The organism is Candidatus Caldatribacterium saccharofermentans, assembly GCF_050267035.1.
GTDB classification, from domain to species: domain Bacteria; phylum Atribacterota; class Atribacteria; order Atribacterales; family Caldatribacteriaceae; genus Caldatribacterium; species Caldatribacterium saccharofermentans.
The window spans coordinates 1,575,377-1,595,816 of the sequence record NZ_CP187957.1 but is presented as its reverse complement, the minus strand read 5'-3'; the positions used below and the strand labels follow the sequence as shown (position 1 = coordinate 1,595,816).

Annotated in this window: 19 protein-coding genes, 2 tRNA genes and 2 pseudogenes; 13 read left to right on the top strand and 10 right to left on the bottom strand. The window is 57.8% G+C overall.

Annotation, left to right across the window (positions count from 1 at the left end; genetic code table 11):
* Window positions 1–21: 21 nt before the first annotated feature.
* From ACPT9Q_RS08100 to ACPT9Q_RS08090, 3 genes are all read right to left on the bottom strand, one after another.
* Window positions 22–2,724, bottom strand: coding sequence for a DUF1156 domain-containing protein (locus tag ACPT9Q_RS08100; protein WP_427365535.1), 2,703 nt, complete (start codon window positions 2,722–2,724; stop codon window positions 22–24).
* Window positions 2,725–2,806: 82 nt separating this feature from the next.
* Complete coding sequence (locus ACPT9Q_RS08095; protein WP_427366748.1) at window positions 2,807–4,459, bottom strand: ATP-binding protein; 1,653 nt, start codon at window positions 4,457–4,459, stop codon at window positions 2,807–2,809.
* Window positions 4,456–7,806, bottom strand: coding sequence for a helicase-related protein (locus tag ACPT9Q_RS08090; RefSeq protein WP_427366746.1), 3,351 nt, complete (start codon window positions 7,804–7,806; stop codon window positions 4,456–4,458). Before ACPT9Q_RS08090 ends, ACPT9Q_RS08095 begins: the two co-directional genes overlap by 4 nt.
* Before the next feature lie 144 nt (window positions 7,807–7,950).
* On the opposite strand from ACPT9Q_RS08090, the gene ACPT9Q_RS08085 reads away from it, so the two are divergent.
* The 4 genes from ACPT9Q_RS08085 (at window position 7,951) to ACPT9Q_RS08070 (ending at window position 11,019) form a co-directional block, all read left to right on the top strand.
* Window positions 7,951–8,027: transfer RNA gene (locus ACPT9Q_RS08085), tRNA-His, on the top strand.
* 8 nt (window positions 8,028–8,035) lie between these two features.
* A tRNA-Arg gene (locus ACPT9Q_RS08080) sits at window positions 8,036–8,111 on the top strand.
* A gap of 564 nt (window positions 8,112–8,675) precedes the next feature.
* Window positions 8,676–8,999 (top strand): hypothetical protein, encoded by a 324-nt coding sequence (locus ACPT9Q_RS08075; RefSeq protein WP_427365534.1) that lies wholly within the window; start codon window positions 8,676–8,678, stop codon window positions 8,997–8,999.
* Window positions 8,953–11,019: an HD domain-containing phosphohydrolase gene (locus ACPT9Q_RS08070; protein WP_427365533.1), complete on the top strand. Its 2,067-nt coding sequence runs from the start codon at window positions 8,953–8,955 to the stop codon at window positions 11,017–11,019. The genes ACPT9Q_RS08075 and ACPT9Q_RS08070 overlap by 47 nt, the downstream gene beginning before the upstream one ends.
* A 167-nt stretch (window positions 11,020–11,186) precedes the next feature.
* Here the strand turns inward: ACPT9Q_RS08070 and ACPT9Q_RS08065 are convergent.
* Both ACPT9Q_RS08065 and ACPT9Q_RS08060 read right to left on the bottom strand, forming a co-directional pair.
* Window positions 11,187–11,729: pseudogene (locus ACPT9Q_RS08065) on the bottom strand (GGDEF domain-containing protein).
* Complete coding sequence (locus ACPT9Q_RS08060; protein WP_427365532.1) at window positions 11,678–11,908, bottom strand: hypothetical protein; 231 nt, start codon at window positions 11,906–11,908, stop codon at window positions 11,678–11,680. The pseudogene ACPT9Q_RS08065 and the gene ACPT9Q_RS08060 overlap by 52 nt, the downstream one beginning before the upstream one ends.
* Window positions 11,909–12,155: 247 nt before the next feature.
* Between ACPT9Q_RS08060 and ACPT9Q_RS08055 the strand changes: the two genes are divergently transcribed.
* The 4 genes from ACPT9Q_RS08055 to ACPT9Q_RS08040 all read left to right on the top strand — a co-directional run bounded on the left by ACPT9Q_RS08055 (window position 12,156) and on the right by ACPT9Q_RS08040 (window position 14,233).
* Window positions 12,156–12,503: a hypothetical protein gene (locus tag ACPT9Q_RS08055; RefSeq protein WP_427365531.1), complete on the top strand. Its 348-nt coding sequence runs from the start codon at window positions 12,156–12,158 to the stop codon at window positions 12,501–12,503.
* Between the two features lie 336 nt (window positions 12,504–12,839).
* Window positions 12,840–13,220: a hypothetical protein gene (locus ACPT9Q_RS08050; protein ID WP_427365530.1), complete on the top strand. Its 381-nt coding sequence runs from the start codon at window positions 12,840–12,842 to the stop codon at window positions 13,218–13,220.
* Between the two features lie 9 nt (window positions 13,221–13,229).
* The gene (locus ACPT9Q_RS08045) at window positions 13,230–13,811 is read left to right on the top strand and encodes a helix-turn-helix domain-containing protein (RefSeq protein ID WP_427365529.1); all 582 of its coding nucleotides are present in this window, start codon (window positions 13,230–13,232) and stop codon (window positions 13,809–13,811) included.
* Window positions 13,775–14,233, top strand: coding sequence for a hypothetical protein (locus tag ACPT9Q_RS08040; protein ID WP_017874291.1), 459 nt, complete (start codon window positions 13,775–13,777; stop codon window positions 14,231–14,233). Before ACPT9Q_RS08045 ends, ACPT9Q_RS08040 begins: the two co-directional genes overlap by 37 nt.
* Before the next feature lie 55 nt (window positions 14,234–14,288).
* Here ACPT9Q_RS08040 and ACPT9Q_RS08035 read toward each other — a convergent pair whose 3' ends face one another.
* On the bottom strand, window positions 14,289–14,462 hold the full coding sequence (locus ACPT9Q_RS08035) for a hypothetical protein (protein ID WP_427365528.1): 174 nt from the start codon (window positions 14,460–14,462) through the stop codon (window positions 14,289–14,291).
* 305 nt (window positions 14,463–14,767) lie between these two features.
* On the opposite strand from ACPT9Q_RS08035, the gene ACPT9Q_RS08030 reads away from it, so the two are divergent.
* Window positions 14,768–14,992, top strand: a complete 225-nt coding sequence (locus ACPT9Q_RS08030; RefSeq protein WP_427365527.1) for a LexA family protein — start codon at window positions 14,768–14,770, stop codon at window positions 14,990–14,992.
* Between the two features lie 131 nt (window positions 14,993–15,123).
* A complete protein-coding gene (locus ACPT9Q_RS08025) occupies window positions 15,124–17,835 on the top strand; it encodes a HEAT repeat domain-containing protein (protein WP_427365526.1) in 2,712 nt (903 codons plus the stop codon).
* A gap of 174 nt (window positions 17,836–18,009) precedes the next feature.
* Here ACPT9Q_RS08025 and ACPT9Q_RS08020 read toward each other — a convergent pair.
* The 4 genes and pseudogenes from ACPT9Q_RS08020 to ACPT9Q_RS08005 all read right to left on the bottom strand — a co-directional run.
* Window positions 18,010–18,177, bottom strand: a pseudogene (locus ACPT9Q_RS08020) (site-specific integrase); the annotation flags it as partial.
* A gap of 251 nt (window positions 18,178–18,428) precedes the next feature.
* Window positions 18,429–18,782, bottom strand: coding sequence for a HepT-like ribonuclease domain-containing protein (locus tag ACPT9Q_RS08015; protein ID WP_427365525.1), 354 nt, complete (start codon window positions 18,780–18,782; stop codon window positions 18,429–18,431).
* On the bottom strand, window positions 18,772–19,089 hold the full coding sequence (locus tag ACPT9Q_RS08010; protein ID WP_427365524.1) for a nucleotidyltransferase family protein: 318 nt from the start codon (window positions 19,087–19,089) through the stop codon (window positions 18,772–18,774). The genes ACPT9Q_RS08015 and ACPT9Q_RS08010 overlap by 11 nt, the downstream gene beginning before the upstream one ends.
* 15 nt (window positions 19,090–19,104) lie before the next feature.
* Window positions 19,105–19,281 carry a hypothetical protein gene (locus tag ACPT9Q_RS08005; RefSeq protein WP_427365523.1) on the bottom strand — a complete coding sequence of 59 codons (177 nt, stop codon included), beginning with the start codon at window positions 19,279–19,281 and terminating at the stop codon, window positions 19,105–19,107.
* A 262-nt stretch (window positions 19,282–19,543) separates the two neighbouring features.
* On the opposite strand from ACPT9Q_RS08005, the gene ACPT9Q_RS08000 reads away from it, so the two are divergent.
* The 3 genes from ACPT9Q_RS08000 to ACPT9Q_RS07990 all read left to right on the top strand — a co-directional run bounded on the left by ACPT9Q_RS08000 (window position 19,544) and on the right by ACPT9Q_RS07990 (window position 20,396).
* The gene (locus tag ACPT9Q_RS08000; RefSeq protein WP_427365522.1) at window positions 19,544–19,741 is read left to right on the top strand and encodes a nucleotidyltransferase family protein; all 198 of its coding nucleotides are present in this window, start codon (window positions 19,544–19,546) and stop codon (window positions 19,739–19,741) included.
* A 98-nt stretch (window positions 19,742–19,839) separates the two neighbouring features.
* Window positions 19,840–20,130, top strand: coding sequence for a HepT-like ribonuclease domain-containing protein (locus ACPT9Q_RS07995; RefSeq protein ID WP_427366744.1), 291 nt, complete (start codon window positions 19,840–19,842; stop codon window positions 20,128–20,130).
* A complete protein-coding gene (locus ACPT9Q_RS07990) occupies window positions 20,076–20,396 on the top strand; it encodes a hypothetical protein (protein WP_427365521.1) in 321 nt (106 codons plus the stop codon). The genes ACPT9Q_RS07995 and ACPT9Q_RS07990 overlap by 55 nt, the downstream gene beginning before the upstream one ends.
* Window positions 20,397–20,440: the final 44 nt, after the last annotated feature.

The following is a 20,440-nucleotide window of genomic DNA, read 5'->3' as shown; positions in this document are numbered from 1 at the left end:
CACCCGATCCTCCCTGAGCATTTATTCAAAAAGCCGCAACTGCGCCGCAGCTTGCCAGGAAGCTTCGCTCTGCCGGATGAGACTCCGCCGGCTCCCCAGAAGCTGTGCCAGAGCCGTCGCTTCTTCTTCCGTCTCCTGGCCGTTTTGACTCTGCTCTATCTCCAGAAGCGCCTGCGCCACCTGCCACAGCGGATGGTCCTCCGAAAGAATCCCCGCCTGCCCTAAAAGGCCAGAGAGTGCTTCCACCTCTCCCCGCCGCCAGAGATACAGGAGAAGGTGCAGCTGGTCGATTTCGGGAAGGCGGAGAAAGCCGCCGTCTTCGAGGGCCTTCTGCAGGGACCTTAGAAAAGCCTGTTCCGCCATCCGCCTGCGGAAGGCGAGAAGCTCCACCTGGTCTTTCTTCCGCAGGACAAGCCAGTGTTTTTCTGAAAGCACGTCGAGTTCCGCCCCCGCAGATTTCGCCAGCTTGTTCGCCTCATCAAAGGAGAGGGTTTCCCCGCCGTACGCCCAGCGGTAAAGGATATAGAAGCGGGTGGGTTCATCAAGACGGGAAAGACCCAGTTTTTCCAGCGTGAAGACCGTCACGATTGAACGGACCTCATCCAGGAGATGCTCCACCGTGATTTCCTGACCGTCAGGCCGCATGACCTTCCGGTAACGCCCGAAAACCCCCACCGCCGGCCCAATGGCGGAAATAAAGAAATCCGCTCCGCGGATTTGAGCTTCCCAGAACCTCGAAAGGCGTTCCCGGACAACCTCCTCCAGTTCCTCCCGCACCTTCGCGTACCAGCCAACCCCGGCGTTTTCCGGACGGCGCCGGCAGGCCATGAGAATGGTGCTCTGGATGGCGCCCTTCCCCCGCTGGTGGGTGGAGGCCTCCATTTCGGTGTGGACGGGAAAAGATGCCGTCGGGTACAGCCCGGCATCAAGGAGTGCCTGGATGAGGCTCTCCCATGCTTTCGTGGAGCGGTGGGTGAACATCACCACCACCATCCCTTCGGGCCTGAGGACCCGGTAAATTTCGGCAAAGGCTTCTTGCATGAGCCGCTGGTAGTGGGCCTGGGCAATCTGCTCACCCCGCTTGCCCCCACCAAAGCGAGCAGGGTTGACCACCGCTTCTTCGTCTTTGGGGACAAGCGGTGTAGCGAAGGCTTCGGGGTAGAGGTCTCCCACGGTGCGCCTGAGCCACACGTAGAAGAAATCCGAAAGATCGGCGTAGGGGACGTTATCAGCATAGGGTGGGTCAATAACCACGGCATCAAAAAATTTCTCCGGAAAAGGCAGCGCGGCGGCAGAGCCAAGATGCACAGAGCCTGTCTGTACTCTTACTTCGATCGCCCTTTTAAGACCAGCCAGAACCGAGTCAAGGGCGCTTATCCATCCGCTTTCAACAGTGTTTCTTTCTGCGTAATCCCAAGTCATGTGCAAATGATGCCCGCTAAATACAGCTTCTACTTTATCATGTCCCGCCCTCCAAGCAGAAAGAAGGGCGTTGTAATTTGCCATAGAATCCATTACTAACGCCAGATACGTCGCCACGGCTTTTGCAAAATCGGGGTCGCCGGTTTGCTGAAGGATTTGCCGGTAGGCCTCCCGCACGTACTTCCCGAAGGTGCACAGCGCCAGAAGCTGGCGGGGGTTGAAGAATTTGCCCCACTGAAGAAAGCCATAACTTGCTTCAACGCTTTGCTGCTGACCTGCTCCAACCAGGCGTGAAGGCTCCTCCGGCACCCAGGGGAGGCCAAAGGCCCAGGGGGATGGGGTCTGCACGAGGTTTTTCAGGGCCTCTTCGGCTTTGCAGAAGGCGGCAAGGTCTTCTTCCTGCACCAGGCGGTAGTTTCGCCCCTGTCCTCTGCCGCGCGTTGTCACCACCGCCACAAGCCGGTGCCCCATGCGTCCGGCTTGGGCTTCCGCTTTCACGTAGTCGTCCTTGACGCTTGTGCCGCAGACAAGGCACACGGCGTTGCCCCGGCTTACTGTCCCTTTTGCAGGGTCAAAGTCAACGGCACCGCCCTGCACGATGACAAAGTCCACCCGCCTTGCCGCACGGTTTGGGATGGGTTTGAGGGCTACCTTTTTGTTGTCTTTGCGGGCAAGCCACCATTTTGAAGCCAGTGGAATCTCGGCGCCACAGGAGGGATTGGGGCAGCGGATGGTCCGGCTCCAGATATAGGCGATGGGGGTTTCCCCGGCCAAGGAAGGATAGAATTCGGCAAGCTCCTTTTTGGCCCTCTCAAGCACCCACTCACCGAAGCGCTTCACCTCGCGGGTGAGCTTCTGCCCAAAGCGCTGCGGGTACTCAACGGTCGCTTTGAGGATGAGGTAGGCCACGGGGTTGTATTCAAGGGCGTACGCCTCGGCACCCAGGCGCAGGGCCTCAAGGGGGATGGAACCGCCACCGGCGAAGGAGTCAAGGACCTTCGGTGGTCGGTCCCCGAAACGCCGACGAATGAGCGTTCGGGCCCGCTCAAGGAGGTAGCGCCCCCCGGGGTCGCCATCGTGCACCTCCCACCGGCAGAGGTTTACAAGAAAGCGCTCCTCCACCTCTGCCTCTTCGGGAAGAAGCGCTCCCAGGACCGCTGCCCGAGCCACGACAAGGGGCTTTCGCGCCCACCAAACATGCAGGGTGGAGATGTGCCCGTGGCGGATGGCCTTTTCACGCCGGGCTTCCTGCGATAGCACCGCGATCGGCAGCGCCTGCTCAATGAGGAACCGTTCCCCCATCTGGCCAACCTCCCTGCCCTCTGCACTCATTATCGCACACTCTCATTTCGAAACCAATTTGCAGAGACGGTTCGATAACCTGCTAAGACGGTTTGATAATGTGCGCGCTTGGGACATAGCGCCTGCCACGCTTCTCACCTATCGGTTCCAGCCAGCCTTTCAAAACCAATCGGCGGGCGATCAGTCGGGCCCGGACAGGCGACACGCCAAGCGCTTTCTGGATGTCGCTGTTCTTCACAAAGCCTTTTTGTTCAAGGACAGGTCGTAACTTTGCCAACTCTGGGGGGATTTCGGCGACGGCTTTTTCTGGCTCAGCGATGACCTCGTAGACCCGTCCTTTGGGCTTAGTCAGCCGTACGATACCTCGACGCATGAGGTCCTTAATATCTCGACTGGCAGTATAGAGGTCTACACCAACGAGTTTCTGGTAGGCCCGGCTGGTGAACCGTCCACCGTGCTCGTAGGCGTAAGCGAGCAGGCGAACCTGATTGCGCGCAAGCCCCTGACGTTCAAAGCGCCGGAGCCACCGCATCGTTTCGGGACGATAGACGGGAGTACTCCAGAGGGTGACGACGAACCGTCCCCCCTCCAGGCGAAACTCCGGAGGCCGGAGTCCCTCCCGCTCCATAACCTCAAACATGCGTGGGATGCCTTCGCCCAGCTCGCGCATATAGCCAAACGCTGTGAGAACCCTCACAATGCGAGGATTGCGTGAAGCGTGAACCCGCTCCCTATTCCTCAGCTTTTCGAGGGTCACCGGCTCCACCAGCTCGCCAGGGCTCCAGACCTCCATACGGTCGTCGAAGAGATGCACCTCGATGCCGAGACCCTGAAAGCGATAATCCCGATGCGCCACAGCGTTGACCACAGCTTCCTGCCAGGCAAAGTCGGGATAGGCCAGCCGCTCCTCAAAGAAGAGATCCAGAAGCTTCTGGCGCTCGGGGATGTACGACCGAATCGTGTGATAAGCTTCTTCAACCAATCGCACGAGTGGGGCCTCTATGCGGATGCGCTTGACGATGTTCAGCTCAGCACCGGTTCGGCGTTCAGTACCCTCCCACAGAATGAATTCAATTCCACAGCGGGGATGCCAGCGGGTTGGGTCCTTCGCAAAAAGCAGCACTGCCGCCAGGGTAAAGCGCAACTGACCGTTGATGTTTTCAGCCAGCCGGTATTGAACGAGGAGCTCCTCGGCGGAAAGATGCATCCCGCTTTTGTGTGCCAGCTCCTGTACGAGATCTGTGTCCAGATCTGCCAGCGTGACATCAGGGAGAAACTGCATCTCTGTGCTCCGTTGCAAACGGGAACGCTTCATCGCCTCGATATCCCCAGCCGGAAAGGGCAGATTCTGGGAGCCCACCCGTAAGAGATATCGTCCATCGGTGAGCTGGTGAACTTCCGCACTCCAGTCCGTCTCAAAAACCCAGACGCGCCGCTCTTCCAGGACAACCTCCGAGAAACGAAAATTCAACCAGGGACGAACAAGGTCCTGGATCTGCCTCCGGATGGCATCCGGGCAATATTTGTCCGGAACGCCGAAAACCGTTCCATCGTCTTCCACACCGAGTACAATGGTGCCACCATCGGCATTAGCCATCGCGACCAGCGTTTCCGCAACATCGCGAACCACATCCTTGACAGGGCGGGGATGAGGAAATTTGCCCCTCCGGTCATAGCAACTCTTGCGCTCTAAGAATTGCCCTTCAGGCTGCGTCGTCAGGTAGTCCAGGGTCATGGCCACTGCGTAGAGCCCCCCTTCCAGTCCTCAACCACCACTTTGACCACTCCCACAACGGGCTGTGCCCGGAGACGCTGCGCGGGATTCTGGATGGTATGAAGCTGGGGACTATCCAGGGCATTTTCCACCACGTAGACCCAGTAAGCGTCCTGCAGGCGTTCGGCCATCTGCCACTCATGAGGGGTGAGCTCCAGAGGACCGGTGGACGCAAAGGATTTGACCTCGATGTAGCGGGTTTCGGTGGAAGATGAGGAGACGATGTCGTAGCCCAGGAATCTCTGGCTCACATCCTCGGGCTTTCGGCCTGCCTGCCATTCGTACTCCATGGCCACCCGCATACCCACCTCCTCCACGCGGCGCTTCACGTCTTCAGGCGGAGGAGGTACCTCCTCTGGAGCCTTCTGGACTTTGGGGAGAACGCAGACCACCGCCTCAAGCTCTGGCTCAAGGAGCACAATCTGGCGCTCCTTCTCGAGCTCCTCCAGGCGTTCCCGCTTTTCCCGAAGGAGCGCTTTGCAATTCTCCTCTTCCTGACGGATGGCAATCCCCATGTCCTCGCCCCGGTCCTGACGGGCGTGGTAGCTGAAGAGCTTGTCCTGGGATTCCCTGATCAGGGTATCGTAGGAATTCTTCAGGAATTTCTCCTTAATAGCACACTCCCGTTCTCTTCGCCTCTGTGCCTCTTCACGGAGCGCACCAATGCAGGCAAGGACCTCTTCTCTGGCGGCTCGGCTCACCTCCTCGAGGTAGTGGGGTAAATCCTCGGGAAGGGGCAAATCCTCGGGCCAGGAACCGAGCTCCCAGACCATTCGCGGGTCCACCTCAGAGATGGTGCCACCTTCTGCATCGTGGAAAAGGGTCACAAGGCGTTCCAGCACCGGACAGCCCCGTCCATCCTGGAGGCGTACCCGGTATACCCAGAGCGTCCCCCGGCGCCCCTTTTCGTCTCCCAGAACCACCATGACGGGACGGTCTTTCTTCAGGTTGTGGTCAATGAGGGCCTCAAGGAGCGGGTGCCCCGGAGCGAAGAACTCGGTGTCCGTTTTCCTCGCCACTTCCCGCTCAAAGGCTACCCGGATGCCTCTTGCGAAACTCTCCTGACGGAGGTTACAGGACTTCAGGAACTCTCGGGGAACGCTGAGGCGGAAAACCCCGGGGTGGTGGCGGTCCTCAACGCACTGCCCACCGACACTCTGCACCGCAAGGCGACTGAAGCGCTCCACATCCCAGGGAACCAGCCGGTGGAGAATCGAATCCACCTCGTGTTTCCTCACCGAAGAGAGGTCGATGTAGTGGCCGGCCAGGGCGTTCTCCTCGAGAGTCCGGCGGAACTCCTCCACCCGCCGCTCGATATCCACCTCAAGCAGGCGCTCAAGCTCCGGTTCCTCACCTTTTGTCACCGCCTGCATGATCAGCTCTTCGAGGCGCTCGCCCTCAAGGAGCATGCCGATGACGTCGTACACAGTATCGCCCAGGCGTTCCCGCATCCGTTCGAGCTTCTCCATGAGCCGCTCGAGCACCTTGCCCTCGCGGGTTTCGGGGTAGAGCAGATTGAAGATGAAGCAGTCGCGCTTTTGCCCGTACCGGTGGATGCGCCCCATGCGCTGTTCCAGGCGGTTGGGGTTCCAGGGAAGGTCGTAGTTCACCATGAGGCGGCAGAACTGGAGGTTGATCCCTTCCCCGGCGGCATCAGTGGCCACCATAACCGGCACCTCGTCCCGGAAACGCCGCTCCTCCTCAATGCGGGCCGACAGATCCATCCCTCCGTGGATGACCGCACAGGGGAATCCCCACTCTCGAATCCGTCGCTCCAGAGCCACAAGGGTGTCCTTGAACTCGGTGAAAATGAGTAGTTTCTCTTCAGGGTTATGGCGGAGGTACTCCTCAACGACCCGCCGCAGTTCCTGGACTTTGGCTTCTTCTCCCGCTTTCTCGGCCTCCTGTGCCAGGCGGATTAACCGCTCAATCTCCTCGATTTCTTCCCGCAGTTCCTCGGGCGAAGAGGCCGCGGTGAGTCCCTCAAGCTCTTCCTGGAACTTCTCCAGGCTCTGGGCGGTCATCTCTGCCAGGTCTTCCCGGACATCCTCCCAGGTGTCCTCATGGAGATCGGGGAATTCCTCTTCCACCCTCCTCTCCCACTCCTTGAGGAGCACCTGGAGCTTACTCCTGCGGCGGCGGAGAGACTCCCGGATGGCAAAGAGGCTTGAAGACAGCCGGCGCTGCAGGGTGGTCAGAGCCAGGGCGACGTTGCGGCTCTTCCGGTCCGTCTTTCCGGACACCGTAACGTAAAAGCGGCGGACGTACCGGGTAACCTCTTCGTAGAGATGTTTTTCCGCTTCGGTCAGAAATACCCCGAGAGTCCTCACCTCCCGTTTCCTGAAAAGCTTCCGCCCTTCCAGGTCAGTCACCTGCTCCTTGGTGCGGCGCAGGACAAAGGTCAACTCCTGGGCCCGTGCGGCCCTCTTGAGGTCCTCTGGTCTTGCAAAGAGGCGGGGCTCAAGGAGGTTCAGGAGGAGAAAGTAAGCCTCGTCGTCTCCTCTGTGGGGCGTCGCGGTGAGAAAGAGGAGGTGATTCGCTCTTGAGGCCAGCGCTTCGCCGAGCTGGTACCGCTTGGTCTTGTAGACCTTCTGCCCATAGCGGGTGGCCGAAAATTTGTGGGCCTCGTCTACAATAACCAGGTCCCAGGACTGGCGGGACAAGGTCTCTCGCACATCCTCCTGGCGGGCGAAATCCATGGAGACCAGAACCTGCGGGTTGTGCTCGAAAAAATTCTCCTGATAGAGCGTGGCAAGGAGATCCCGCCGGAGGACGACGAAGCCCTCCCGGAACCAGTCGGCCATTTCTCTTTGCCACTGGTCCACAAGGTGGGCCGGAACAACGACAAGGGTTCGTCGAACAAGCCCTCGGGCCTTGAGCTCTTTGAGGAGCAGTCCTGCCATGATGGTCTTCCCAAGGCCCGGGTCATCGGCAAGGAGGAAACGGATCCGGGGCAAGGGAAGGATGTGCCGGTACACAGCATCCACCTGGTGGGGCAGAAGGTCAACCTGGGTTACGCTCACCGCATAATGCGGGTCAAAGGCATAGGCCAGGCGCATTCTGAGGGCATCGATAAACAAAAGGCAGGGTTCTCGAAGGCGCAGAGCCTTCTCCGGGAAAGCCTCCCAGAGGGAAGGAAGACGGCGCACACGGTGCGCAAACTCCTCCGGGGTGAACACGAACCGCTCGGCTTTCTGCGAGGGATGGAAGATGACCCCCAGGGTGACACTGGTATTCCCCTGCCGGATTTCGAAAACCTCTGCCTCTTCGGGGAAAGGGTCAATTCGAACACGGTCGCCTACCCGCACCTGCAAGGGAACCGATGCCCTCCCTCCTTTTGAGAGCGCTCTCTGCCAAGTATAGCACAGGGGAAAGCGGTGTTGCACCCTGTGGGTGGGGGGTACTCCTTGCATCCTTGCGAGGATTTGGTAAAATAAGAAATGCTCTTTGCGGTGAGCGTAGCTCAACTGGTCAGAGCACTGGACTGTGGATCCAGGTGTTGGGGGTTCAAGTCCCCTCGCTCACCCCATTTCCTGCGCGCCCGTGGCTCAATGGATAGAGCAACGGACTACGGATCCGTAGGTTGGGGGTTCAAATCCCTCCGGGCGCGCCAGCTTTTTCTTCCCGCCTCTTCCGCAGCTCTGCGCCGTCTGCCTCTCTCTTTTCTCTGCGTTTCTCCCGAGTCCGGTGGCCTTAGCGGAGCTCGCTTTTCGGGGTGAGTTCTGTGGGCAAAGCCAGTAGCTCCACATGCGCGAAGTTTTGAGGCTTTACTTGAGCTCTTCCTTGTATAGGTTCACATCATGTGGGACACTCGGAAAGCCCGGTGTCTCTCAGCTCCTCCCGGGGCTCCTCTCCCCATTGCAGATCTCCGTGAACCTATCCAGCCTTCGTAGCTCCGGCTACAGGAAGACGGGAAACCCCTCTCGTGATGCTCCCCAGGGACGGGGTGGCGAATGCCGAATGCTTTCATGCTTCCCCGGGAATCCCTGCCCCTGGAGGCTCTGGAAAGCCCACACTCCTGAAACACCCGGCGCATGGGGCTGTGGCGATTGCGGACCAAAAGGTGTCACCAGAGTTCTCCCTCCGCGGCAAGATCCCCAAACCTTCCGGTGTTCCGCCCACAAGCCACACGTATGCCAGAGAGTAAGGTATAATCCTGTAGCAAGGGGGTGACACGGTGCGGCCGGAGGAGCGCCGTTCCTGGAGGGTCCTCGGTGGTGTTCTGGCCTTCGCAGTGTTTCTGGCGGTGTGGGCCTACCACTTCCCCATGCTCCTTGTTGCCATCCCGGCGCTCGCTTTCATCGTTCTCTGCACGTCCCTCTGGGGGATAAAAGGAGGGCTGATTTCGGCAACTCTCGGTGCCGCCTTCATGACTGTTTCCTACCTCACCCACCCGGAACCGACGGTCCGGGGGCTTGTCTTAGCGTATCTTGGGTGCTGGAGTGGGGATGGTGGTGAGCCGCATAAGGGAGAGCGAGAAACGCTACCGGCTCCTCTATGAGAGAGGAGAAGAGCTCGAAGAAATCCTGAAAAGGGAAAGGGACATCTTCCGGCAGTACTTCGACCTTGTTCAGACTATCATTGTGGCCCTGGACAGGGAGGGGAAAGTAACCTTCATCAACCGCAAGGGATGTGAGGTCCTTGGCTATCCCTACAGTGAGATTATAGGGAAGAACTGGTTCGAGAACTTCCTCCCCGAGCGGATAAGGGACGAGGTAAGGGGGGTCTTCCAGAGGCTTGTCTCCGGGGAGGTAGAACCCCTGGAATCCTACGAAAACCCCGTGCTCACCCGCGATGGAGCTGAAAAAATTATTCTCTGGCACAACACCGTCTTACGTGACGATTCCGGAAGTATCACCGGAGTCCTAAGCTTGGGCGAAGATGTAAGTAGACTTCGTCGTCTAACTCACAGGTTAGAGTTTCTGTACAGGGGAGCAGAAGTGTTACTCACCAGAGAATTGAACAAAGAAGAACGGGCTCAGGCTGCAGTTCGTATTCTTGTAGAAGACCTCGGCGTAGCCTTAGCCTGGATAGGTTACGCAGAACCCGATGGAGAGGTAAAAATCCTGGCACAGTATCCGGAGGAACATCCCTATACCAGGGACCTCAATATCCGCTGGGACAATACTCCCTGGGGGCAGGGTCCCACAGGAATGGCGATCCGCAGTAGTACCCCTCAGATTACCCAAGACGTTACCAGTGACCTCCATTTTACCCCTTGGAGAGACAGGGCAGTCCAGTTTGGCTTTGCATCCACCGCCGCATTCCCTTTAATAACAAGAGGACACACTGTTGGTGCTCTTAACCTCTACAGTACTCAGAAAGCATTCTTCACTCAGGGACTTGTTGATACCCTTCAGACATTTACTAACCTCCTTGCTTCAGCACTGGAGAATGCCCGCCTTTTCGAAGAAATCCAGCAAAGACTTGCGCGTACTCAGGCACTCCGCAACATCGATATGGCAATTACTGGGAGCCTGGACCCGAGGGTTACCATTAATGTTGCTCTGGATGAGGTTACCCGCCAGCTGGGGGTAGATGCAGCTGACATCCTGAAGCTCAACCCTCATACCCTCACCCTGGAGTATGCCGCAGGACGAGGTTTTCATACCCGGGTTATAGAGGGGATGTCTCTCAAGCTGGGTGAAGGATTAGCTGGAAAAGCTGCGTTGGAAAGGCGTATCATCTACGAACCCAATCTCCCAGGCAATGAGGAATTTGTAAGAAAGGAACTTATTACCGTAGAGGGCTTTGTCTCCTATTATGCGGTTCCCCTTATTGCCAAGGGAAAAGTCCTGGGGGTCATGGAAATTCTTCACCGATCGCCCTTTAAGGGCGACAGCGACTGGCTGAACTTTCTGGAGATTCTGGGAGGACAGATCTCGATTGCCATCGATAACGCGGAGCTCTTCTATAATCTGGAGCACTCCAATATAGAACTCGTCCAGGCTTACGATGCCACTCTTGAGGGATGGGCATATGCCTTGGAGCTTAGGGATCGAGAGACCGAAGGGCATTCAAGAAGGGTGACAGAACTCACCGTGAGAATCGCCAGAGAGATGGGAATAAAAGATGAGAAGATCGTCCATATAAGACGTGGGGCATTACTCCATGATATTGGAAAATTAGGGATTCCGGATGAGATCCTCCTCAAGCCGGGGAAACTTACCGAGGAAGAATGGGAGATCATGAAAAAGCACCCGGTGTACGCCTACGAGATGCTCTCGAAGATAGCGTATCTTCGCCCTGCCCTGGATATTCCCTATTGCCACCATGAGAAATGGGATGGGAGTGGCTACCCCCGGGGGTTAAAGGGTGAAGAGATCCCCCTCCCTGCCCGGATCTTCGCTGTGGTGGACGTCTTCGACGCCTTAACGAGCGACCGACCCTACCGGAAGGCCTGGTCCAGAGAGGAAGCCATAGCGTACATCAAGGAGCGAAGCGGAAAAGATTTCGACCCTGCGGTGGTCGAGGTGTTCCTTGAGGTGATCGGCGCATCCCGTACCCAGGAGGCATCCTGAGGAGGAGCTCCCGGAAGGTCCATACCTCCACCATCGGGCCTTGCCTTTGCCCGGACAGGGTGAAAAAGAGTGCTCCTCCGCCACTCCAAAGCACGAGTCCCGACACGATGGTCTGCGGGATCACCTGTATCCCTGGAGATGCCAAAGGGGATGCCCCGGAAGATGCGCTACCCGATGATGGAGAGGAAGGACACGGAGGGATTCTCGGAGTTTCCCTGCTTCTTCCGTTTCTCCCTGTACATGCGGTGGTCAGCCTCCCGGATGGCCTCCTCAGGTTCTCCTCTCCCGTCCCACACGCTCACCCCGAAGGAGAAGGAGAGGTCCCCGAGGGATCGGGCAATGCGCTCCAGGACTTTCCAGGCGCTCTCCTCCCCTTCCCCGGGGAAGGCGAGGAGCACCTCATCGCCACCGAAGCGGACGGCGATGTCCCCACCGCGGATGTTCTAAAGGACTGCCTGGGCAAAGCGCCCAAGGACCCTGTCCCCGGCGGCATGGCCCTTTTCGTCGTTCACCTTCTTGAGGCCGTCGACATCAAGCATGGCGAAGGCGATGGTCCCGCCGGTACGCTTTTGTCGCTTCACCTCCCGGGGGAGCCACTCCTCGAAGAAGTACCAGCGGGTGTAGAGGTTCGTGAGGTGGTCCCGGATGGAAGAGCGCTTCAGGCTCTGGAGGCCCGCCCTTCCACCGAGAAAAAGGAGGAAAAGCCCCACGAAGGTACTGGCGGCAAGGGGAAAAGGACTGTAGATAATCCCCAGAGAGGCGATGGCAAGGCCCCGTAGGTGGAGGCATGGTAGTGTGTTTCCCGGATAAGCGCACGTATCCGGTAATAGGTATCGATGGCGACAGCGGCCAGGGCAATGAAGAATGCTCCCCGCAGAACGTCCCCCACTGTTCTCCCCTCCCACAGAAACCCGGGAATGAACGTCAGCAGGGTATTGTACCAGAAACAGAGACAATTTTACCGAGCCGGTTATTCTTGCTCACCACGTCCGTGGGTTTCCCCCATTCCCCTCCAATCCTTTCAAAAAGGCAGGGTTCAAGGGCCTCTTGGTGAGAGAAAAAGAAATCTGTTACAATACATTCAGTTATCAGTATCCTGCTGGCGGCGGAAGTTTGCCCGGGTGGAAGGGAATCCGGTGGACATGGAGGATTTCGGACAAATCAGGAATCTCCTGCGGGAATACCGCTCCCTTGAGGGAGCGGGAGCGTTCTTCAGAGCCCCCGGGGGTTTTGCCACCTTCCGGAACCCTGTCACGAACCAGCACCACTGGCTCTTCTACGACGGAGAGAAGGACCGCATTATCGAGCACCGTCTGGACGCCATACAGTTCATCCGGAGCCAGCCGCATGAGGAGCGGTGCCGTTTCCCGGGGACTTTAACCCTCAGCCGCTCATCAAAAAGCTCCGCGGCACCTCTTCAACCGCATTCGTGCTGCAGAGATTGCCCTGGAAAAGCTCCCCGTTCCCCAGCGGCAGATTGTTAACTGGCTCCATGCCCTCTCACCCTCCGCGGGGAGGAACAGGCTGCTCCAGTATTTCGAGGTCCGCTCCCTCACCGGTGCCGCCTTCAACGAGCTGCGGAACCTCTGGCGGGAACGCTCCCAGTGGTCCCTGGAGGAATGGCTCCACCGCCTTCAGGAGTTCGCCGAGAGTCACCCCTATCCTGCACAGGAGGATGAAGCACGCGCTCTTACCCCGGAGAGCGAAGAAGCCCTGGAGTGCATCGCCTGGACGCTCCTTGTGTAAGGGGCTGCCCGGACTGGGTTGGGAAAATTCGTGGCGGGAATTGAAAATATAACGTTCTGGTTATAGAATAGAAAATGGAGATCGTCCAGTATCCCGAGGAGCTCGATCCTGAGAAGAAGGGAATCCTGGACAGGTTTGCCGAAAAGCACCGGCGGAGATACGGGAAGTTCCTCTCCCACTTTGAGGAGATATGCCGGCGACTCAAAGAAGACAGCACCTTTTTCGAGGTTCTCAAGAAAAACGGCTATGTGAAAAACCTGGGTGGGGAGCTCTGGGAATTCCGGATTCCACCTGCCGGAAAGGGAGGGGTCTTGCAGGTATACTTCTTGTTCTCAAGAGTGATACGGGAGAAAATCGTTATCCTCGATCTGGAAATCAAGAAGGAAAGCGAGGCGAACCTTGAGAGGGCAAGGGAGAGACTGAAGATCTACCGGAAGTGGGAAGAGGAAAGGTAGGGAGAGAGGATGGCCGAGAGAAAGAGTGCGCCGAGGAAAGCGGTGGTGGGAGACATGAACGTGGAACGGGATATTGAGGAACTGTTTGAGAAGCTGCGGAAGGACCGGGAGACGGCCGAAACACTCGATTACTACGCACCGCTCAACGCCCTGATCCTCGAAGTTGTCGAGGAGCGAACTTACCAGAATCTCACCCAGGAGGAGCTTGCTCGACGCCTCGGCACCAGACAGTCAGCCATTTCCCGGTTTGAGAATCTGGGGAGAAAGCCGGGCTTTGACTTCCTGCAGAAGGTGGCCCGGGCTCTGGGGGGAAAGCTCTTCATCACCATCCACGGCCAGTACGCGGCGCTTGTCCCCCGCAAGTACCGGGAGCTCATCAACAGGCTGGCCAGGGAAAGGGATACGACACCGGAGGCAGTCGTCAGAGAACTCCTCGTGGAGGCTCTGGAGAGGAAGATGGGGGAGGAGCTTTTTGCCGAAATCATCAGGACAGTTTCCGTGCCCAGGAAGAATCCCGTGGTGAGCGCTGGTCCTGAGGAGAGCACGTCGGAACCGTGGGAAGACGACGAACGACTCAGTCTCGCAAGCTGAGCCCGGAGGAGTTCCAGAAATTCCTGGAGCTCATCGACAGCCTCGAACTTGAGGACATAACCGTGATGAAGATGAGCTTTGAGCTCCTTTCTCCTCTAGAGGAGGGGACTGTGGCCATCAAAATCGGAGAGCGAGCCGGGTCTCCCCAGCGGAAGGGAGAGAGCCTGGAGGTACCTCAGGCCTTCGCCATCACCGTCGAGCAAAAAGAGGAGGAGAAGCTCCGCTTTCGGGTGGAGTATCTCCTCACGTTCTCCGTAGCCAGGGAGGAAACTGTTTCGCAGGCTCTTGAGCACGAGGGAGTCACCAGGTTTTTCCTTGAGCAACAGGTACCAAAGCTTGTGTGGCCCTTTCTGCGGGAAGACTTCCACTTTGCCTGCTCCAAGCTGGGGCTCCGGCCCATAACCCTGAAGCTCCGCAAATAAGGAGACGAATCTGGGAGAGAAAATACAACCCGTCTTCGGGTTCCTCAGGACACACTCACCGGAAAAGCCTTGAGAACGCCCTCCCGGTGGCTTTCCCGAGAGCCCTCTGGAGGACCCTCTTCCCCAGCGCTTCAGGGCCTTTTGTTGCGGCCTCGACGTCACCAAGGAGCCTCGCAAACGTGTAAAGGAGCGACCGGGTTGCTTTGAGGGAGTCTCTTCTTTGGGCCACCTCCCACCCCTCCCGAAAGAGAGCACACCAAAATTTCGGCCAGGAGGAAAAACCCGGGGGGTTTGCCCCAAGGATTTTTTGCGCCCGAGCTTGTGCTCACCCGGAATGTGGTGCTCATCCCCTCACGGTGGTTTCGGTGGCTCTTTGGCCGGGGGCTCCCGGATGTGGTCTGAAGCAGTTCCTGTATAGTGGGGAAGGCGTCAAAATTGAGGCCGAAGACTGGAGCCTGGACCCTGAACACTTCTCTCCCGCCATCCGCGCAAAGGACAACTTAGTGCTGGGGCGGGGTTGGCAAAAACTACCTGGTGCTCTTCTCTCCGGACCTTGAGGTGCAGTCGGGGGACATCGCGGTGGTGGAGGTGGACGAGGAGGGGCTCACGGTGAAGCAGGTGTTCCTCCGGGGGAACCTGGTGGTCCTGCAACCCAGAAACAGCCGCTACGAGCCGAGGATCCTCGAGAGGGAGGAAGTGAGCATCCGGGGCAAGGTCCTCCTTGTCCTCAACTACCTGAACCACCTGAGGAGGGTGTGAGGGGCTTCCGGGCGAAGGAGGGCGGGATGAAAGAACGTGGAGCACGGAGAACCTGCCTGAGAAAGGGTGTTTTCTTGCCGTTCATTCCCGGGCTATAATGGGAAAGAAAGAACCTGAAGGAGGGGTGAAAGGTGAGAAAGTCCGGTTTTGCTCTTCTTTTTCTGGTGTTCCTTTTCGTCTTTTCTTTTGTGTTTCTCGCCCATGCTGAGAGCGATGAGGTGGAGGAGTGGATCGACGCACTGAAAGATGAGGACCCACGCATCCGGCAAACCGCCGCCGAAATCCTGGGGAGACTCAAGGACCTGCGGGCTATAGGTCCCCTCATTGTAGCTTCGGTGGATGGGGACTCGAAGGTGCGAGAAGCGGCTTCAAAAGCACTCCGAGCTTTCCCTGGATGGGAAAAAAGCGATGCCGCAAAAGGTGTGGTTCCGGAGCTCATCGAAGCCTTGAGGGATGAGAGCTCCTTGGTTCGATGGCATACTGCCTTGGCTCTGGGGAGAATCAAGGACCCCCGGGCGGTGGAGCCCCTCATCATGGCTTTGAAGGATGAGGATTCTGGGGTTCGCTGGCAGGCCGCCGAAGCCCTGGGGAAAATCAAAGACCCCAGAGCCGTGGAACCGCTTATTGAAACTCTGAGGGATGGGGTTCCTCAGGTTCGACGGACTGTTGCCTTGGCCCTAGGAGAAATCGAAGATTCAAGAGTAGTGGTACCGATTATCGGGGCACTCCAAGATGAGGACCGCTCAGTTCGAATAGCTGCTGTAATAGGCTTGAGGAAAATTGGAGACCCCAGAGTGGTGGAGCCCCTCATTGCAGCCCTGAAGGATGAGGACTCCGAGATCCGGAAGGCTGCCGCCTTCGCTCTGGGGGAAATCAAAGACCCCCGGGCGGTGGAACCCCTCATCGCTGCCCTGAAGGATGAGGATTCCGGGGTTCGCCAGAATGCTGCCTTCGCCCTGGGGCGGATCGGGGACCCCAAATCCGTAGATCCCCTTATCGAAGCCCTTAAGGATGAGGATCTCGGGGTTCGAGCGGCTGCCGCCAAAGCCTTGGGGAGAATCGGAGACCCAAAAGCCGTAGAACCACTCATTGCGATGCTGAAGGATGAGTATCCCTGGTTTCGGTGGCATGCCGCCGAAGCCCTAGGGAAAATCAAAGACCCCAAAGCAATAGAACCGCTCATCGAAGCATTAGAGGATGAGGACTCTTCGGTTCGATGGCGTGTTGCCGAAGCTTTAGGAGAAATCAAAGACCCCAGAGCAATAGAACCACTCATCGCAGCCCTGAAGGATGAGGATCTCTGGGTTCGAGGATATGCTGCCTTTGCTCTGATACGTATCGACCCGGGCTGGCGGGAGAATAGCGCTGTGAAAAGTGTGATTGCTGAAGTTTTCTCAGCTCTGAAGGATGAGCATTTCGGGGTTCGAGCGGCTGCCGCCAAAGCCTTGGGGAGAATCGGAGACCCAAAAGCCGTAGAACCACTCATCGAAGCTTTGAAGGATGAGGATCTCTGGGTTCGACAAAATGCCGCCCAAGCTTTAGGAGAAATCAAAGACCCCAGAGCCGTGGAACCACTCATCGAAGCCTTGAAGGATGAGGTCCCTGGGGTTCGGTGGTTTGCTGCCCAAGCCCTGGGGTGGATAGGAGACCCCAGAGCAATAGAACCACTCATCGAAGCGCTCCGGGATCCATTTTCAAGAGATTATGTTGCCGAAGCCCTGGAGAGAATCACCGGAGAGAAGCTGGGGAGGAATTTCTGGAAGTGGCGGGAGTGGTTTGAGAAAAAGACCGCCGCCTCCGCACCCACCACCTCCAGGGTGGAATTTGAGGGGGAAGGCGTCCCTTACGTGTGCGGAGGAGGGTGCTGGAACGGGGGTCGGGATCGCTTTGGGGGGTTGAATGAGATTTCCATAGAGAACGGGAGGCCGGGAAAGTCCGTCCGGATATTCCCGGTGCGGGGAACCCTTCCGCAGAAACTGCGGGTGGTTCTCGAAGGCCGGAGGTGGCAGCCGGACCTGGGGGATCACATCGATTACGCTGCTTTGGGGTTGGAGCGGGGGGATAATAGCTGGAGTAAAACCCCCCAGACCATCATCGAGGGTACCCTCACCCCGGGTGGGTCTTTGACGCAGAACGGGTACACGCTCACCTATGAAGGTGGGGGATTCCGTATCTCCCTGGCCGGTGACTATTCGGAGGCCTTCAAAGCTGTCCCCTGGAAAGGGGTGGTCCTGAGGGTTTACGATGAGGCGGGGGTGGAGATGGGGAAGTACTCCTTCAAAGAAACCCGGATAGGTTCGGACCCCTCTTCCCCCCTCGAAGCTGGGGGTATTTTCCCCCGGGTGGAGTCAGCCTTCGGGCAGTGCGTGTGGTGGGCGCTGTGGAGGAAGTGGGAAGAGGAGTGGAAGCCGGATTCCAGTAAGGTGATCAAAGCGGGTTCCCTTTTCTATCCCCCTCCCGGTGGGAAGCGGATCGAAAAGGGATGGCGACCGCTCCCCCACGACATCATCGTCCTCCACAGAGGTCCGGGGAACGGCCACTACGCCTTTGTGGAAGGGGTGGATGATGAGGAATATCGAAGCGGTGCCAAACCCTACATCAAGCTCTCCATCAGCGAATTCAACCTGGCCACGGATTTCGGGGGTTACACGCAGACGTACTCCGCAAGCACCGTTTACTGGTGGCCGGACGGGGAGGAGGTGAGGTTCACCCGCAACCCCCAGCCTCCCTACCGGGGTTACCCCTGGACGAAGAAGACGAACGAGCAGTGGGAATGGTACTACGTCGGCCCCGAGCGCTCTCCGGTGGGTACAGGTCCTGCCCGCAACCCACGTGTGCCTTGAATACAGCAGGGCCCCTGCTCCTCTGGGGGGGCAGGGGCTCACACCCCCCATCCTCTTCTTCACAAGGAGGTTCACCGGAGTCGCCCGCTCGTGCTCCCGGCAGAGATCCTCGTGAGTGAGGGCGAGGTATCGCTTCGTCATGGAGAGGTCTGCATGGCCGAGCGTTCGCTGCAGGGCAAAGACATTCCCCCCACCCCTCAAAAAGAGGATGGCGAAGGAGTGGTGGAGATCATAGGGCGTCACGGGGTAGCCTGTCTTTCGCGAGTACTTCCTGAGTCTCCGGGAGAAAGCCTCGACCGAAAGCTCCTTCCCCTCAAAGCCGAAAGATGCGGGGACTCCCACCACTTAAGGAGCCGAAGCTGCAAAAGCCGCTTCACTTTCCGGGGGAACCACTCCCTGGGGAAGTTTTAACCATCCGAGTACGGAAAGAGTCAGCTGTTAAGTACGGTAGAGAACCCGGTCTGTAAGTTTTCAGTGGCTTAGGAGGTTTTTGACCCCCCGTCAACTGTACCGCCTCCTCCGGCCTCACCACCCGCCACTCTCCAGGCAGGGGTCCGGGTTCAGCCACTTTGCAGCCCTCCGGGGGTCTGGAGTCATGACGGACTGCCCTCCTCAAACCGGTCGAGCAAGGCTTTGATCTTTTCACGTAGCAGGGGAACATCTTCGGTGGCCGTAACCCAGACGATCTTCCAGTCCACGGCAAAGTACTCGTGGACGGCGATGTTGCGGAAAGCGACGATGTCCACCCATTCGATTTCCGGGTGCCGTTCGGTGAAGCTTCGGGGCAGGCGTGCCGCCGCCTCGCCGATGACGATGAGCTTTTGCAAAACGGCGCTCTGGACGAGCTCATCCTGCATGAAAGCGGCCTCATCCGTCCGCCGGAGAAACCGCTCAATGGCATCGCAGGCGTCCAGGATGTCCTGCAAGTAGAGCCGCTCAGGACGCATAGAGGACGACCTCTTCTTTCAGGATCTCCTCGCGGATTAGAGGCTTCAAACCCGGGCGCGGCACGAGGTCCACGGGACGGTGGAAAATCTCCGCAAGCTCACGCTGCATGCGGCTCAGCTGCAAAAACCCCACACGTGCGTCAGGCTCGAACTCCACCAGAACGTCAATGTCGCTCTCCGGTCCGAAATCGCCACGCACGGCGGAGCCAAAGAGGGAAAGCCGCCGGATGCGGTGCCTCCGACAAAATGCCTCAATTGCCTGAAGCGGAATACCGGAAAGGCGCAGCACATTCTGCCTCCCCGCCACAGCGCACCACCTCTGCTACCGGAAGAATTTCGACATTGCTCTTCCGGTGGCTTTTCCAAGAGCCCTCCGGAGAATTCTCTTCCCCACTGCTTCGGGGCCTTTTGTTGCGGCCTCGACATCGCCGAGGAACCTTGCCAGGGCATAGAGGAGCGACCGGGTTGTGGTAAGGGATTCTCTCTTTCTCCGAGCCATCTCCCACCCCTCCTGGAAGAGAGTATACCAGAATTCCGATCTTCCTCTATTGAGGTAACCCGGAGGTTCTATCCCTTACAGGTAGGTGACAAATCTGTTTTGTGGCCTTGAAATGAGAATTCCTGAGAGAGCCGTGTCCACCCGTCAAGGCAAGCTTTAATGGCCTCTGGCATTCCTCCGCCTCTTGCCAGAGAGGAGCAACCCGGGGTCGTCTCTGGGGACCGGGCGCGGGAGTGTTATGATGGTAAAGGTGAAGGATTCGATGAGGACGAAAGTCCTTGAAGACATTGTGCGGATCCTCAGGGACCGCAGGGAGGAGCTTCACCGAAATCACGGGGTGCGTGAACTGGGCGTCTTTGGCTCCTACGTGAGAGGCGAGCAGCGCCCAGATAGCGACGTTGATATTCTCGTCGATTTTGACGAAGTTCCTTCCTTTTGGGTGCGAAGGTGGATCTTGTAATGAAAAGGGCTTTGAAAAGGCATATCGGCAAAAACATTCTTGAGGAAGTTGTGTTTTTGTGAAGAGAGCATCCTAGATTCCTTAGAAGATATCCTCATATCCTCAATGAGTGCGTCTACCTCATAAAGCGTTCCAGGGCGATCACGTATCAGGATTTCCTGGACAACGAGGACCTGAAGAGAGCCTTTGCCCGAAGCCTTGAAATCATCGGTGAAGCAGCGAAAAAGGTTTCTCGTTCCATTGGGGCACGACACCCCGAAATGAACTGGCGCGATGTTGCTGGCATGAGAGACAGGTTGATTCATGACTACTTCGGCGTTGACTACGAGGTGATTTGGAAAACGTCGTGGAGGACATACCAGTGCTCTATGCGGCAAAGTCCATCCTAACGATCTCAGTGAAGAAGGAAGGCATTCTGAGCACTGAAGCTATGTCTTCCTCGTCCTTGAAAAACCCGCATCCTGGGAAGCAAGATGAGAAGGAACCCACATTGGCACCCCTTTACCCCGGGCCACAGTATGCTTTTCAAGATCAGCTATCCAGGCTCCCTGGAAGGATTTTCGAATTCTCCAGGGAGAGCCACGAGCTGTTTGCAGGATCGAGGAGGAGCTCAACAGCGTCAGCAGAATTTCTCCCCCTCCACGTCCCGGGGTAGCGTTTGAAGCAGCACAGGGCATGGCGGAAAGGAGTTAGACCCAG

Coding starts and splice junctions, on each gene's coding strand:
- ACPT9Q_RS08100 (WP_427365535.1), bottom strand. CDS start 2,724: ATGGGGGAACGGTTCCTCATTGAGCAGGCGCTGCCGATCGCGGTGCTA.
- ACPT9Q_RS08095 (WP_427366748.1), bottom strand. CDS start 4,459: ATGACCCTGGACTACCTGACGACGCAGCCTGAAGGGCAATTCTTAGAG.
- ACPT9Q_RS08050 (WP_427365530.1), top strand. CDS start 12,840: ATGGAGATCGTCCAGTATCCCGAGGAGCTCGATCCTGAGAAGAAGGGA.
- ACPT9Q_RS08045 (WP_427365529.1), top strand. CDS start 13,230: ATGGCCGAGAGAAAGAGTGCGCCGAGGAAAGCGGTGGTGGGAGACATG.
- ACPT9Q_RS08015 (WP_427365525.1), bottom strand. CDS start 18,782: ATGCGTCCTGAGCGGCTCTACTTGCAGGACATCCTGGACGCCTGCGAT.
- ACPT9Q_RS08005 (WP_427365523.1), bottom strand. CDS start 19,281: ATGGCTCGGAGAAAGAGAGAATCCCTTACCACAACCCGGTCGCTCCTC.
- ACPT9Q_RS08000 (WP_427365522.1), top strand. CDS start 19,544: ATGAGGACGAAAGTCCTTGAAGACATTGTGCGGATCCTCAGGGACCGC.